At 73.9% G+C, this 15,426-nt stretch carries 10 protein-coding genes; 4 read left to right on the forward strand and 6 right to left on the reverse strand.

Annotation, left to right across the window (positions count from 1 at the left end; genetic code table 11):
• Positions 1-278 precede the first annotated feature (278 nt).
• On the forward strand, positions 279-1,370 hold the full coding sequence (locus tag A949_RS37950; protein WP_158687540.1) for an RNA polymerase sigma factor: 1,092 nt from the start codon (positions 279-281) through the stop codon (positions 1,368-1,370).
• A 30-nt stretch (positions 1,371-1,400) separates the two neighbouring features.
• On the opposite strand, the gene sucD is transcribed toward A949_RS37950, so the two are convergent.
• The 5 genes from sucD to A949_RS0104620 form a co-directional block, all read right to left on the reverse strand.
• A complete protein-coding gene (gene sucD / locus A949_RS0104600; RefSeq protein WP_019354836.1) occupies positions 1,401-2,285 on the reverse strand; it encodes a succinate--CoA ligase subunit alpha in 885 nt (294 codons plus the stop codon).
• A 35-nt stretch (positions 2,286-2,320) separates the two neighbouring features.
• Positions 2,321-3,493 carry an ADP-forming succinate--CoA ligase subunit beta gene (gene sucC, locus A949_RS0104605; protein ID WP_019354837.1) on the reverse strand — a complete coding sequence of 391 codons (1,173 nt, stop codon included), beginning with the start codon at positions 3,491-3,493 and terminating at the stop codon, positions 2,321-2,323.
• Positions 3,494-3,739: 246 nt separating this feature from the next.
• Positions 3,740-4,945 (reverse strand): VWA domain-containing protein, encoded by a 1,206-nt coding sequence (locus A949_RS0104610; RefSeq protein WP_019354838.1) that lies wholly within the window; start codon positions 4,943-4,945, stop codon positions 3,740-3,742.
• Complete coding sequence (locus A949_RS0104615) at positions 4,942-7,407, reverse strand: DUF5682 family protein (protein ID WP_019354839.1); 2,466 nt, start codon at positions 7,405-7,407, stop codon at positions 4,942-4,944. Before A949_RS0104615 ends, A949_RS0104610 begins: the two co-directional genes overlap by 4 nt.
• Positions 7,404-8,516, reverse strand: a complete 1,113-nt coding sequence (locus A949_RS0104620; RefSeq protein ID WP_106428742.1) for an ATP-binding protein — start codon at positions 8,514-8,516, stop codon at positions 7,404-7,406. Before A949_RS0104620 ends, A949_RS0104615 begins: the two co-directional genes overlap by 4 nt.
• Positions 8,517-8,741: 225 nt before the next feature.
• On the opposite strand from A949_RS0104620, the gene A949_RS0104625 reads away from it, so the two are divergent.
• Both A949_RS0104625 and A949_RS0104630 read left to right on the forward strand, forming a co-directional pair.
• On the forward strand, positions 8,742-10,199 hold the full coding sequence (locus A949_RS0104625; RefSeq protein WP_026004342.1) for an SWIM zinc finger family protein: 1,458 nt from the start codon (positions 8,742-8,744) through the stop codon (positions 10,197-10,199).
• Positions 10,200-10,422: 223 nt separating this feature from the next.
• On the forward strand, positions 10,423-12,204 hold the full coding sequence (locus tag A949_RS0104630) for a DUF5691 domain-containing protein (protein ID WP_019354842.1): 1,782 nt from the start codon (positions 10,423-10,425) through the stop codon (positions 12,202-12,204).
• 270 nt (positions 12,205-12,474) lie between these two features.
• Here the strand turns inward: A949_RS0104630 and A949_RS0104635 are convergent, their stop codons facing one another.
• On the reverse strand, positions 12,475-12,885 hold the full coding sequence (locus A949_RS0104635; RefSeq protein WP_019354843.1) for a cobalamin B12-binding domain-containing protein: 411 nt from the start codon (positions 12,883-12,885) through the stop codon (positions 12,475-12,477).
• 643 nt (positions 12,886-13,528) lie between these two features.
• Between A949_RS0104635 and A949_RS35875 the strand changes: the two genes are divergently transcribed.
• Complete coding sequence (locus tag A949_RS35875; RefSeq protein WP_019354844.1) at positions 13,529-15,373, forward strand: peptidoglycan DD-metalloendopeptidase family protein; 1,845 nt, start codon at positions 13,529-13,531, stop codon at positions 15,371-15,373.
• The last annotated feature ends 53 nt before the right edge of the window (positions 15,374-15,426 follow it).

The following is a 15,426-nucleotide window of genomic DNA, read 5'->3' on the forward strand; positions in this document are numbered from 1 at the left end:
CCCAGCAGAAGCCACCCGAGCAGCCGTCCGAGCAGACACACACCCAGACACAGACGCAGGCCCAGACGCAGGCACAGACGCAGCGGCGGACCCGGACGCCGGCACAGACACCGGCGCAGACGCACACGCAGACGCGGGGCGGGGAGGAAGCAGAGCCCGTCACACCGGTCCCGCGGAGCGGGGCACAGCCGCAGACCGGCTCGGCGCGGGTTCCGGCGCCGACACCGCGGAGCGAGCCGGAGCCCGAGCCGGAGCCGTGGGTCGAGGTGGTGGCGGAGGTGCCCGGCCCGGTCGAGGATTTCGTCCGGTCGGCCCGGCGGACGACAGCGCTGCCGGACGATCCGGTCGCCGCGTTCGACGAGCTGTACCTGTGGCAGGCACGGGCACTGACCCGCCAGGCACTGCTGCTGTGCGGGCACCGCCGGGTGGCGGAACGGGCCGTGCGCTGGGCGTTCCACCAGGCCTGGCAGCACTGGCCGAGGGTGCTGGCAGGGGGCGATCCGACCCGGACGGTGCGGGCGACGGTGTACGACTACGCGCTCTCGCCCTGGCATCAGTTCCATCCGAGACACCGCAGACCTGAGGTCTGCCGGGGTTCGTCGGCCGACAGCGCGGTGCTGGAGGCCTTCCTGGAGCTGCCGCGCAGCTACCGGGCCGCGCTGCTGCTGCACTACGGACTGGGGCTGACCCTGACCGAGACGGCCGCCGAGGCGGAGTGCAGCACCGAGGCGGCGGCCGGACGGATCGCGCACGGGCGGGCGGCGCTGGAGGAGAGCTGGCCGCCGCTGGCACGGTCGCCGCGTCGTCGGCGGGGTGCCGTGCTGGCCGGTACGTTGCGCGAGCTGGCCGCAGCACAGCCGGTGCGCCCGGTCCCCGCCCAGCTGGTGCGGGGCGGCAGCGCGCGGACGACGCGGCTGTGGACGCGCGCTTCGGTCGGTCTGACGGCGGCGGTGGCCGCTGCGACCACGTTCACGCTGCTGACGACCCAGACCGGCGGCAGCGCCCCGGCGCAGGACCGGGAGCGGGTACCGCGGGTGACGTTCGCCCCGGCGATGTTCCCGGGCGGCCCGGCAACGGGGCCGGGGGCCGGGGGACGGGTGCCGGGATCGGGACCGGGACGGGCGCGCGCTCCACGCCCACGACCGGGCGGGACAGCGCGGGCTCCTCGGTCCGGGCACCGGCCGGAGGAGCCGGGCAGGCATATCTCCCCCAGCTGCGGTCCACCAACACCCGGGGGCATCTGCGCGACCTCCGGTAGCCGGGGCCGGCCTCCCCTGGCTCCATCCGGGACACAGCCGGACACAGCCGGACGCAGCCGGACACGCCGACGGGCCCGCACCCCGGAAGGTGCGGGCCCGTCGGGCGGCTGAAGCCGGTGCTCAGGCGTCAGGCGTCAGGCATCAGGCGCTGAGGCGCTCCCGCGCGAGCCGCGCGGTCTCGGACGGGGTCTTGCCGACCTTCACGCCCGCGGCCTCCAGGGCCTCCTTCTTCGCCTGCGCGGTGCCGGACGAGCCGGAGACGATGGCGCCCGCGTGGCCCATGGTCTTGCCCTCCGGCGCGGTGAAGCCCGCGACGTAGCCGACGACCGGCTTGGACACGTTCTCCTTGATGAAGTCGGCCGCACGCTCCTCGGCGTCGCCGCCGATCTCGCCGATCATCACGATCAGGTCGGTGTCCGGGTCGGCCTCGAACGCCTTGAGGGCGTCGATGTGGGTGGTGCCGATGACCGGGTCGCCGCCGATGCCCACGCAGGTCGAGAAGCCGATGTCGCGCAGCTCGTACATCATCTGGTACGTCAGCGTGCCGGACTTGGAGACCAGGCCGATGCGGCCCGGCTTGGTGATGTCGGACGGGATGATGCCCGCGTTCGACTGGCCGGGGGTGATCAGGCCGGGGCAGTTCGGGCCGACGATCCGCGTCTTGTTGCCCTTCTGGGCCGCGTAGTCCCAGAAGTAGGCGGTGTCGTGGACGGCGATGCCCTCGGTGATCACGACGGCGAGGCCGATGCCCGCGTCGACGGCCTCGATGACCGCGTCCTTGCTGAACTTCGGCGGGACGAAGATCACGGTGACGTCGGCGCCGGTGGCCTCCATGGCCTCCTTGACGCCGCCGAAGACGGGCACCTCGGTGCCGTCGAAGTCAACGGTGGTGCCCGCCTTGCGGGGGTTCACACCGCCGACGATGTTGGTGCCGGAGGCCAGCATCCGCTTGGTGTGCTTCTGGCCCTCCGAGCCGGTCATCCCCTGGACGATGACCTTGCTCTCCTTGGTGAGGAAGATAGCCATGGTGTGTCGGTGTCCTCGTTCGGTCTCGTCCGGGCTTACTTGGCGGCCAGCTCGGCGGCCTTGTCGGCCGCGCCGTCCATGGTGTCCACCTGCTGCACGAGCGGGTGCGCTGCGTCGGTCAGGATCTTGCGACCCAGCTCGGCGTTGTTGCCGTCGAGGCGGACGACCAGCGGCTTGCTGACGTCCTCGCCCTTGGACTTGAGCAGCTCCAGCGCCTGCACGATGCCGTTGGCGACGGCGTCGCAGGCGGTGATGCCACCGAAGACGTTCACGAAGACGGACTTGACGTCCGGGTCACCGAGGATGATCTCCAGGCCGTTGGCCATCACCTCGGCGGAGGCGCCGCCACCGATGTCGAGGAAGTTGGCGGGCTTGACGTTGCTGTGCGCCTCACCCGCGTAGGCGACGACGTCGAGGGTGGACATGACCAGCCCCGCGCCGTTGCCGATGATCCCGACCTGGCCGTCGAGCTTGACGTAGTTGAGGTTCTTGGCCTTGGCCGCGGCCTCCAGCGGGTTGGCCGCCGCCTTGTCCTCCAGGGCCTCGTGCTCGGGCTGGCGGAAGTCGGCGTTGGCGTCCAGCGACACCTTGCCGTCCAGCGCGATGACCTTGCCCTCGGCCGTCTTGACCAGCGGGTTGACCTCGACCAGGAGGGCGTCCTCCTTGACGAAGACGTCCCACAGCTTGACCAGCACGTTGCTGATCTGGTCGACCAGTTCGGCCGGGAACTTCGCGGCCTCGGCGATCTCGCGGGCCTTGGCCTCGGTCACGCCCTCGATGGCGTCCACCGGGATCCTGGCCAGCGCCTCCGGCTTGGTGGCCGCGACCTCCTCGATCTCCACGCCGCCCTCGACGGAGGCCATGGCCAGGAAGGTGCGGTTGGTGCGGTCGAGCAGGAAGGAGACGTAGTACTCCTCCTGGATGTCCGCGGTCTGGGCGAGCATCACCTTGTGGACCGTGTGGCCCTTGATGTCCATGCCCAGGATCTGGCCGGCCTTCTCGACCGCGTCCGCCGGGTCGGAGGCCAGCTTGACGCCGCCGGCCTTGCCGCGGCCGCCGGTCTTGACCTGCGCCTTGACGACCGCCCGGCCGCCGAGCCGCTCGGTCACCTCGCGCGCCGCCTCGGATGTCTCGATGACTTCACCGGCCAGCACCGGTACGTCATGCTTGGCGAAGAGGTCCCTCGCCTGGTACTCGAACAGGTCCACGCGCGTCCGTCCCCTTAATCAGTGGTCTCGCGGTCGATGTCAGCGTGGGCGTGCCGCAGGGCCGCGGCGTCCACGGGTCGCGCGGCATGTCCGCCTTGCAGGTTAGCCCTGCGTGCGTGCGGTGCCTAAATCGCACCTCACACATACGCGGTGACAACGGTCACAGCGCGCACCCGGAAGGTGCGCGGGGCACCGACCGCCACCGGCCCCGCACACCCGGAGACGCCCGGGGACTTCCGGGGCGGGCTATTCCGGCACGGGCAGCGGACGCTTCTCGATCGCCGCCGCCATCACCTCCGGGAAGTGGTCGGGCGTACAGGCGAAGGCGGGCGCGCCCAGCGCGGCGAGCGCGGCCGCGTGGTCCCGGTCGTAGGAGGGTGCGCCCTCGTCGGAGAGGGCGAGGAGGGTGACGAAGCGAACACCGGACGCCTGCATCGCGGCGACCCGTTTCAGCATCTCCTGCCGTATCCCTCCCTCGTACAGGTCACTGATCAGTACGACGACCGTCTCCGCCGGGCGGCTGATCCGGGACTGGCAGTAGGCCAGCGCCCGGTTGATGTCCGTGCCCCCGCCCAACTGGGTGCCGAAGAGCACGTCGACGGGATCGTCGAGGTCTTCGGTCAGATCCACCACGCTGGTGTCGAAGACCACGAGCCGGGTGTCGAGCGTCCGCATCGACGCCAGCACCGCACCGAACACGGACGCGTAGACGACGGAGGACGCCATCGACCCGGACTGGTCGATGCAGAGGATGACCTCCTTCTTGACGGACTGCGCCGCCCGCCCGTACCCGATCAGCCGCTCGGGGACGACCGTCCCGTACTCGGGCAGGTAGTTCTTGAGGTTGGCGCGGATGGTGCGGTTCCAGTCGATGTCCCGGTGCCGGGGGCGGTTGATCTTCGCGGAGCGGTCGAGCGCGCCGGTGAGAGTCGAGCGGGTGCGGGCGGCGAGCCGCTTCTCCAACTCGGCGACCACCTTGCGGACCACGGCGCGCGCGGTCTCCCGGCTGGTCTCCGGCATCGCCTTGTTCAGCGACAGCAGGGTGCCCACCAGGTGCACGTCCGGTTCGATCGCCTCCAGCATCTCCGGCTCCAGCAGCAGCGCGGAGAGTCCCAGCCGGTCGATCGCGTCGCGCTGCATCACCTGGACGACGGAGCTGGGGAAGTAGGTGCGGATGTCGCCCAGCCAGCGCGAGATCCGCGGCGCCGAGGCGCCGAGCCCGCCCGCGGTCCCGGCACCGCTGCCGCCGCCGGCCGGGCCGCTGCCGCCGGCCCCGCCGTAGACCGCCTCCAGGGCCCCGTCCATCCCGCTGTCGGCGGCGCCCAGCGCACAGCCGGTGCCGTCCGCCGCGCCGCCGCCCAGCACCAGCCGCCAGCGCCGCAGCCGCTCGTCCGCCTCGACTCCGGTGAGCTGCACCCCGCCGGACTCCGCCGGCTCTTCGCGGACCGTCATACCCGCGCCCCCTCCCGTTCGTGACTCCCGTCCGCCGTACCTGAGCCGTCCCCGGCGGACGCCGTGCCGAGCAGCAGCCGCACCGTCTCCAGCACGGCGTCGGCCCGCCGCGCCTCCAGCCCGGCACCGAACCCGGGCAGTCCCGTGTGCTCGCCGCTCCCCCGGCGGCCGCCCTCCCCCGCGGGACCGCGGCGCACCAGTTCGCCGAGCGTGCGCCGCACCCCCGCCTCGTACTCGGCGAACGTCCGCCGCAGCAGCGGCAGCACATCCGTGAACGCGTCCGCCGGCACGCCCGTCAGCCAGCGGTCCACGAGGGCCAGCAGCCGCTCGTCGTGGACCAGCAGCATCCCGCCGCCCGCGAGGAACCCCTCGATCCACACCGCGGCCTCCGCCGGAGGCGTTCCCGGCGACAGCGCCAGGCTCACCAGCCGTTCCGCCTCGGTGTCCGCCAACTGGCCGTCGTCCAGCAGCAGCCGCGCACAGCGGCCGCGCAGCAGGCCGGGTACCCGGTCCCGGCCCGCGAGGGTGCGCAGTACGGTCCGCCACCGGTCCAGCAGATCTCCGGCCGCCCCGCCCTCGGTGTCCGGCGGCGCCGCACCGTCCGCTGCCGGCCGGTCGCGGGCGAGCAGGTTCACCGCCTGATGTGCGGCGTCGAGATGGCCGCGCATCTCGCGGGCGCCTTCGCTGTCCAGCCCCGCGCAGGCGGGCGGCAGACCGACCCGGACGCGCTCGGCCATCCCGCCGGCGACCTCCGCCAGCGCTCCGGCGTCGGTGCCCCGCACATCGCCGTAGCGCAGCGTGCGCACCAGCGCCGGGAGGGCCCGCGCCAGGTGGCCGACGTCGGACTCCAGCGCGGCCCGGTCGGCCAGCACCCGCATCACCACCGGAAGCGCGTCCGGCAGCCGCGCCAGCAGGCACAGTTCGGCGAGCGCGGTGACGTCGGCCAGCGCAGTGCCGGGTTCGACGGCCCCGGACCGCGCCTTGGCGGTGGCCGCCTCGCGCACGGTCGTGCCCCAGATCCCCGCCTCGGCCACCCGCACGGACAGCTCCGGCTCCCAGCGCAGCCGCCAGCTCTCCCGGAAGGTGCCGGTGCTGCCGCTCCGGGAGCGGACGGGCTCGCCCCAGTCGATGCCGAGCAGCCGGAGCCGGTGCAGCAGCCGGCTGCGTGCCGCGTCGTTCTCCTTGCGCAGATCCAGGTCGAGCTCGCGTTCGGCGGCGGACGGCTTGAGCCGCACGGCGCGCTGACAGCGTGCGAGGTCGCGCTGGAGAGGGACGGCCGGACCCCCCTCGGGCACCTCTCCCAGTACGTCACCCACCACGAGCCGGTCCCGGATCAGCTCCAGCGGCACGTCGGAGCCCTCGCACAGCACGGACCGCACCGCGTCCGTCGTCTCCGTCAGCCCGGCCAGCGGGCGGCCGCGCAGCGTGGCCAGCGTCCCGGCGAGCCGGACGGCCTCGATGAGGTGCGCGGAGGAGACCTGGTGGTCCTGCTCCCGCAGCAGCCCGGCCACCTGGGTCATCCAGCGCTCCACCGGCCGGTCCGGGGCGGTGAAGAGGTGGTGGTACCACCCGGGCGAGGCGATGCCCGCGCCGTATCCGGACCGGCGTGCCAGCCGCCGGTGCGTCCAGGGCACCCAGGTGACCTCGGCCTTCACCTTGGGGAGTCCCTTGAGGGCACGCCGGTCCGCGGTGACCGTGACGGCCTCGGTGAGCGCCGGTACATGCCAGGCCCCGCAGATCACGGCGGTGGCGGCGTCCCCGAACTCCTTGCGGGCCTCGCGCAGGCGCAGCCGCATGTGCGCCTCCCGGACGAGGTCCCGCTGGTGGCCGCCCGCGCCGTGCACCGCGCGCAGTTCGGCCATCGCCTCGCCGAGCGCCGCGAACGGCTCGTAGGGGTCGGCGCCGGGGGCCGCGCCGCGCCGGTGCTCGACGGCGTCCTCCCACCAGCGCTCCGGGTCGTCGTACCCGGCCGCCTCGGCGAGCGCCGCCAGCGGGTCGAGCCGGACGCCGCTGCCGTCCTCGGGTGCGGCGTCCGGGCCGGCACCGGGATCGGGTTCGGCGTCCCCGGCGGCACCACCCCCGTCGGTGCCGCCGGGGACCGTCTCCTGCTCGCCCTCGCTCATGGCGAGCGTGTGGGCGGCGGGCAGGTCGATGAAGCGGACCGGGACCCCGCGCCGCACGGCCCAGCGGATCGCCACCCATTCCGGTGAGAACTCCGCCAGCGGCCAGAAGGCGGCCCGGCCCGGCTCGTCGACGGCGTGGGCCAGCAGCGCCACCGGCGGGACCATGCCGTCGTCCCCCGCCGCGGCGGCCACCGCGTCGGCCTCGGGAGGGCCTTCGATCAGCACGACACCCGGCTCGTACGCCTCCAGCACGGCACCGACCGCCCGGGCCGAACCGGGGCCGTGGTGCCGGACCCCCAGCAGCAGCGGACCTGCCGCGCCCCCTGCGCCGACCGTCATGCGGACACCTCTCGGCAGGCCCGGTAGAAGTCCTTCCAGCCGTCCCGCTCTCGGACGACGGCCTCGAGGTACTCCTGCCACACCACCTGGTCGGCGGACGGGTCGCGGACGACGGCGCCGAGGATGCCGGCGGCCACGTCCCCCGCGCGCAGCACTCCGTCCCCGAAGTGCGCGGCCAGCGCGAGCCCGCCGGTCACGACCGAGATGGCCTCGGCCGTGGAGAGCGTCCCGGAGGGGGACTTGAGCTTCGTACGGCCGTCGCCGGTGACTCCGTCGCGCAGCTCGCGGAAGACGGTGACCACCCGGCGGATCTCGTCGAACCCCTCGGGCGCGGGCGGCAGGTCGAGGGAGCGGCCGAGCTGGCCGACCCGGCGCGCCACGATGTCCACCTCCGCCTCGGCGGTCTCCGGCAGCGGCAGGACCACCGTGTTGAAGCGGCGGCGCAGCGCGCTGGACAGCTCGTTGACCCCCCGGTCCCGGTCGTTGGCCGTCGCGATCAGATTGAATCCGCCGACCGCCTGCACCTCTTCGCCCAGTTCGGGGATGGGCAGGGTCTTCTCCGAGAGCACGGTGATCAGCGTGTCCTGCACGTCGGCCGGGATCCGGGTCAGCTCCTCGACCCGCGCCGTCATGCCCTCGGCCATGGCACGCATCACCGGACTCGGCACCAGAGCCTCCCGGCTGGGGCCCTGGGCGAGCAGCTGCGCGTAGTTCCATCCGTAGCGGATCGCCTCCTCGGCGGTGCCCGCCGTGCCCTGGACGAGCAGCGTCGAGTCGCCGCTGACGGCCGCCGCCAGATGCTCGGACACCCACGTCTTGGCGGTGCCGGGCACGCCCAGCAGGAGCAGCGCGCGGTCCGTGGCCAGGGTGCTGACCGCGACCTCGACGATGCGGCGCGGCCCGATGTACTTGGGGGTGATGACGGTGCCGCCGGGGAGTTCGCCGCCGAGCAGGTAGGTGGCCACGGCCCACGGGGACAGCCGCCAGCGGGCGGGGCGCGGGCGGTCGTCGGCCGCGGCGAGGGCCGCCAGCTCCTCGGCGAAGGCTGTCTCGGCGTGCGGCCGCAGCGCGGCAGCGGGAGCGGCCGGGCCGGAGGCCGGCTCTCCCACGGACTCGGCAGCCGGATCCGCGACATGGCTCTCGGTCACAATTCCCCCTCGGAGCAGACCGGTTCTGGAAAAAGACAAGGGGATGGCCAAGGAAGGGAACCCCCGCGCCGCAGCGCCTCGGCCGATCCGTGAACCACTCTGCACCCAGGCACTGACAATCGCTCTGACCTGCACTTCCGCCCGGTCGACGGGGTGTTGTCAGTGGCGCCGCCTACCGTCTTCGGCATGGGTGGACAGGCGGTCCGCTGGACGGCGGAGCAGGTAATGGCGCTGGCGCCTGACGATGCGTCACGTCGCGCGGGGAACAAACTCTCGGCACCCGGGCCGTGGTCGGAGGCCGGATGGGCCGACGGCGCGGTCTGGGGGCAGTGCAGGGGCAGCGGAAGCAAGCCGTACCAGACGGTGGTGGATCTCGACGGCGGCCAGGGGCCCGGATACCGGTGCTCCTGCCCCAGCAGGAAGTTCCCCTGCAAGCACGCGCTCGGCCTGCTCCTGCTGTGGGCAGGCGGCGAGACGACGGTCGTGGAGGGGGGCGTGCCGCCGGAGTGGGCCGACGGCTGGCTCGGCGACCGCAGGCGGCGTGCGGAGCGGAAGGCCGGCCCCGGTCCGGCCGGCGCACCGGACGGGCCGGAGGCCGAACAGGCCTCGGCAGACGCCGGGCACGGCACGGACGACGCGGCACGGGCCGAGGCCGCGCAACGCCGTGCGGCGCAGCGCGCCGAGCGGATCACGGCCGGCACCCAGGAGCTGGAGCAGCGACTGGCGGATCTGCTGCGCGGCGGGCTGGCGGGCGCGGAGCAGCGGGGGTACGCGCCATGGGAGGAGATGGCGGCCCGCATGGTCGACGCCCAGGCCCCGGGCCTGGCGGCCCGGATACGCGAGCTGGGTGCGATACCCGGCTCCGGCGAGGGGTGGCCCGGTCGGCTGCTGGCCGAGTGCGCGCTGCTCCACCTGCTGGTCGGCGGCTGGCGGCGGGCTGCGGAGCTGCCCGCGCCGCTGGCCGACACCGTCCGCACCCGAGTGGGGCTGACTCTGGAGGCGGCGGACCTGCTGGCGGAGCAGCAGGCGCTGGTCCGGGACGAGTGGCTGGTCCTGGCCCAGCGGGACACCGACGAGGGGCGCCTGACGGTCCGCCGCGTATGGCTGTACGGCCGGGCGGCGGGACGGCACGCCCTGCTGCTGTCCTACGGCGCGGGCGGTCGCGCTCCGGAGCTGGCGCTGCCGGTGGGCGCGGCGTTGGACGCGGAGCTGGCCTACTACCCGGGCTCCGGTTCGCTGCGGGCCGCTCTCGGCCGGCGGCATGGCGCACTGCTGCCGGGCTTCCCACCCTCCGGCGCGGGCGTCCGGGAGGCGCTGGAGGGCTATGCGCGGATGCTCCAGGAGGATCCGTGGGCGGAGAGCCGGCCGTGTGTGCTGGAGCGTGTGCTGCCCGTACCGCCCTCCGACGCCGACACGGCGGGGGCGGGCCGCGGCGGCCGGGCCGGTCGGGGTGCGGCCGGTTGGCAACTGGCGGCGGCGGACGAGGAGTCCGCACTGCCGGTGGCGCCGGGCACCGGTGCGGCAGCCCTGTGGAGACTGCTGGCGCTCTCCTCGGAGGGTCCGGTCACCGTCTTCGGTGAGTGCGGCCACCGCGGCTTCGCCCCGCACACGGCCTGGCACGAGGGCCGGGCCGTCCCGCTGTGAGGGAAGGGGCAGGCATCGGCCGGGACGGCGCCGGGGGGCCGTGGGCCCGGTCGGGGAGAAGCAGGGCCCGCCCGGTCGGGCGGGGGAACGGGGCACCGGGTGGGAGCGGAGCAGGACGGCGGAGCCGGAGGGGAGCGGAGGACCCCGACCGGGGTGGGCGGCGAACGGGCAGGCGGACGGGTGGAAGGCGCCGCGAATGGCAGGCGTGACGGGAGGGGCGAACATGACGGTCGGCACGGAGACGGGACGGCACCTCGGCGAGGCGCAGCCGTCGAATGACGGCACCGGCGGGAAGCAGGAGGCTCTCGGGCACGGGGAGGACCCGGGGCACGGGGAGGACCGGGCAGGCCAGGAGGAACGGGGGAACCAGGAGGAATGGGAGGACTGGGGGGAGTTGGTGGCCGCGGCGCTGCTGGGGGCCGAGCGGCGGCGGCCGCCCGGCGGGAGCGTGACGGCTCTGCTGGACGCCGCGGCCACCGGGACGGTCCGCCGTCGGGCGGGTGTCCGTCCCGCGGTCCCCGGGCAGCGGCCCGCGCCCGCACCGGCCGACGAGCGGCCGCCGCTGCCCGGCGCGGCCGCGCGGCGGCTGGCGGCGCTGCTCGCGGACCGGGCACCGGGCGGCACGTCGGCGTCCGGGCGGCGCGGCGCGGGTCCGGATCTGGGCGAGCTGTTGCCGCAGTGGCTGACGGAGGCGAACGCCCATGGCTACCGGGCGCCGACCGCCCTGCTGCCCGCCCTGTTGGACGCGGCACGAGCCCGTACCGACCTGCGCGCCGAGACGCTGGCGTTCGCCGGCCCGCGGGCGCTGTGGCTGGCCCGGTACAACGCGGACTGGAAGTTCGCGCTGCGCGACGGCGTCCGCCGCCGGGCGCCGGACGGCGGACCGGACGAGACCGAGAGGGTCTGGCAGGAGGGCCTGTTCGCCGAGCGGGTCGCGCTGCTCACGACGGTGCGCCGACGCGATCCGGACGCCGCGACGGCACTGCTCGCCTCCACCTGGCAGACCGAGCGCGCCGAGGACCGGCTGATGTTCCTGGACTCGCTGCGCGAGGGCCTGCACTCCTCCGACGAGCCTTTTCTGGAGCGTGCGCTGGCCGACCGCAGCCGCACCGTGCGGGCGACGGCGGCCGAGCTGTTGGCGGCACTGCCCGGCTCGGCCCTCGCCGCCCGGATGGCGGACCGTGCCCGCGGCTGCGTGGCCCCGGACCCGACCGGCGGCGACGTCATCGCGGTGACGGCACCGAGCACGTGCGATGCGGACATGCAGCGCGACGGGATCGCGCCCAAGCCACCGTCGGGCCGGGGCGAACGGGCCTGGTGGCTGTGCCAGCTGGTGGAGTCGGCCCCGCTGGAGATGTGGGGCGAGCAGTTGGGCGGGGCGACCCCGGCGGAGATCGTCGCGCTGCCGGTCGCCGACGGGTGGCGGGACGATCTGCACGCGGCCTGGTGCGGTGCCGCCGTACGGCAGCGGAACGCCCTGTGGGCCCGTGCGCTCATCGGTGAGCCGACCGAGCCGTTCGCCGAAGGGCCCGGCGACCCGGCCAAGCTGCTGTCGGTGCTGCCCGAGGAGGAGCGAGGTGTGTGGGCCGCGCGGTTCGTGGCGGCGCACGGGCTGTCGGAAGCGTTCCGGGTACTGGGGATGTGCGGGGTGCCGTGGCCGCTGCCGCTGGGACGGGCGGTGGTGGACGCGCTGGAGATCGCCCGGGACGCGGGCAGCTATCCGTGGAGCTTCAGCGGGGTGATGGGGCTGGCCGAGCGCTGTCTGGACCCGTCGGACACCGAGCGACTGGCGCCGCTCGCCGCGGTGCCCGACGAGAAGGAAGGTGAGTCCCCGGGTGCGGGCGCGTACTGGGCGGAGTCGTTCCAGCGGCTCCTGGCCACCCTGCGGTTGCGCGCCGTGATGCTCGCGGAGCTCCGGAACGAGGTGCCGGACGTCGAGATGCCGGACAGCGAGCCGAGCGGGGAGCCGTACAGAGAGCCGGAAGCGTCCGGACCGACCGGCTGACGGACGGCGCGCGGCGGTCCGCCGGGCCGCGGGATCCCCGACCGCGGCTCCCGGCTCCCGGCTCCCGGCGGTCCCAGGACCGGACGGTCCGGGGGACCCTGCGGTCCAGCGGCGGGCGGCTTCGGGCGCGGCACGGAGAGGTGCCGAAGAAGGCGCTGTGCCGAGGAGGGCGCGGAGAAGCGCCGAAGGGTCGGCCGCCGGGCCGCGGGCGGGCCGTCCCTCGGGGCGGCTGGGTGAACGGAGACCGGAGGCCGGAGACCGACCGTGGTCTCAGGCCGCGACCGGGCCCACGTGGGTGCGGATCCAGTCGACGACCTCGGTGGTGGTGGCGCCCGGGGTGAAGATCTCGGCGACGCCCTGCTCCTTGAGCAGCGGGATGTCGTCCTCGGGGATGATGCCGCCGCCGAACACCTTGATGTCGGTGGCGTCCCGCTCGCGCAGCAGCTCCAGTACGCGGGCGAAGAGCGTGTTGTGCGCGCCGGAGAGGATGGAGAGGCCGATGGCGTTCGCGTCCTCCTGGATGGCGGTGTCCACGACCTGCTCCGGTGTCTGGTGCAGTCCGGTGTAGATGACCTCCATACCGGCGTCGCGCAGGGCCCGTGCGATGACCTTGGCACCGCGGTCATGGCCGTCGAGCCCCGGCTTGGCGACCACCACGCGGATCGGACCCGTCACATCCATCACTGCCTCCCTCAAGGACGACCTCCAGGCCGGAACGGGCCCCGGGGTGTGAACGCACGTTATCTCCAGCATCCCGCACCCGTCCCGCTCCGCGCTCGCAAGGGAGGGGGAAATCACACACGACCCCCGGAAGTCCCGCGGCCCGGACCACCCCTCGACCCGTGCCCTGACCGCGGCCCCGACCCCGACCCCGACCCCGGCCACAGCCACAGCCACAGCCACAGCCTTACCGATCTCCTCCGAGGAGGACCCCGGTCCCCCGACCGACAGCCGGAAGCGACCGGTGCGGTTGTCCGGTCCAGGGCGCTCGAGGGCGACGACGATGGTGTCGGTCATGTGGCGCTGCCGGTGGTTTGCGACCTGTCCGCCCGGTTCCGGGGTGAGTTGGAAGCGGGGGGCGCGCCGGTGGCGATGATCGTCAGATCGGGCACCGGGACGACGGACTGGTCCGTCCGAGCGGCTCACTCTTTCGAACGAATTTCGAACTCAGCTGCCGCGGCCGGTCCGTAGTCCGCCGAAAGACGGCCGATTGCCCTTTTCCTGCGTCGCCAAAACCTGCCGAAGATTGTGGCCGTCGCATACCCCCGGGTACAGTCGCCCGCATTGCTCCGCCCCTGTCGCCTAGGCGAAAGAGAAGTTGGTGGTGAACGACCGTCATCCGTCGGGAGTCCCGAATCCCGACGACGACCCCGGTTCCGGCTTCTCGTACGGCACCTACGGCGTGGACCACGGACAGTCCGCGTACGGCGCCTATCCCCAGGAGAGCTACCAGGCCGGTCCGCACGACGCGTACTCCGCCGGTGCCTACGCACCTCCCGGTGACTCCTACCCGGCGGGCGGGGCGTACCCCTCCTACGGCGACGATCCGCTCTTCGGCGCCCTCCCGGGCAGCGACGGCGGCAACGCCGCCACCGGCTCCTGGGACGCCACCACCGCCTGGGGCACCGGGAGTTATCAACCCGACCCGATGGCGGGCCCGGACGGTTCCGTGAACGCCTCGGCCGCCCCCGGTTACGGCCAGGGCCACCCCGTCCCGGGCGACGGCACCGGCCAGTGGACCTTCGGTACGCAGGAGACGGGCAACTGGGACACGACGTCCTGGGGCACCGGCGGCTGGGAGGCCGCAGCCGCGCAACCCGGTGACTGGACGACCGACGGCCACGGCACGGCGTTCGGCCAGGACGGCCAGCCCGGATACGACCACGGTCCCGGCTACGACGGCCGGCCCGGGTACGAGGGTGCCGCGTACGGGGGCGCCGCATACGGCGGTTTCGAGCACGCCGCGTACGACGCGCCTCCGGCCTACGACGCGCACGCCGCGTTCAGCGGCTACGATCTGCCGCAGGACGACCAGGGGGGCTACGGCTTCCCCGGCGGCCACCCCGCGCAGGACGGCTACCACCCTCAGGGCGGCTACGGGGACCACGCGGCTTTCGGTGGTGCGGAGACCGGTTACGCGGACGGGACCGCGCAGTTCGGCTTCGACCCCGGCTATGCCGCCTCCGGACACCACCCCGAGCAGGAGCAGGAAGCCACAGCGCAGTGGAACTTCTCCGTGCTGGCCCAGGACGAGCACGGAGCGGACGAGCACGAGCAGGCCGATGCCTTCGGCCACGAGCCGCCGCATGAGCACGGGTTCGACTCCCCCGAGCCCGACTTTTTCGTGGCGTCGGAGTCGGAGTCGGAGGAGGTCCGGGACGGGCACCTCGACGCGCCTGCCGTGCCCAGCGGCGGTGGTGGCTCGCACGGGCGCGGGCGGCGACGCTCCCCCAAGCCCCGGCGCCGGGCGCTGATGACCGTGGCGGTTCCGTCCGTCGCCGTCATGGGGGTCGCGGGCGCGGCGGCGGCGAGTGTGATGGGCGACGACGGCAAGGACAAGGACAGCACCACTGTCGCGGCGCCGGACGCCTCTCCCGTGAAGCCCTCGAACGTCAACAGCAAGCTGGACACCCAGCTCCAGGGGCTCTCCGCCGACGCCGACGACTTCGCCGACCGCGCCAGCCGCACCCAGGAGCGCATCGACCTCAAGGAGCGCCAGGAAGCGGAGAAGGAGCGCAAGGCGAAGGAGGCGGCCCGCAAGGAGGCAATGCGCCCCAAGTTCGTCATTCCCGTCAAGAACCACACGCTCAGCGCGCGCTACGGCCAGGCAGGCGTCAACTGGATGTCGATCCACACCGGGATCGACTTCCCCGTCAGCTACGGCACGCCCGTGATGGCCGCGACCGACGGCACCGTCTCCACGAAGCACAGTGTGGCGTACGGGAACATGGCCATCGTGACCGCGAAGGACGGCACCCAGACCTGGTACTGCCATCTGAGCAGCAACAAGCTCCGCTCCGGCTCGGTCAAGGCGGGCGATGTGATCGCCTACTCCGGCAACTCCGGCAACTCCACGGGTCCGCATCTGCACTTCGAGGTCCGTCCCGGTGGCGGTTCCGCGGTGGACCCGATCCCGTGGCTGCAGAGCAAGGGCCTCAGCATCAGCTGAGCACCGGACCCCGGATCAGCTGAGAACCAACCCCGGCCTCCGGGGCGTGACCC

The sequence above is a fragment of the Streptomyces sp. AA1529 genome, assembly GCF_000280905.1.
GTDB lineage: Bacteria > Actinomycetota > Actinomycetes > Streptomycetales > Streptomycetaceae > Streptomyces.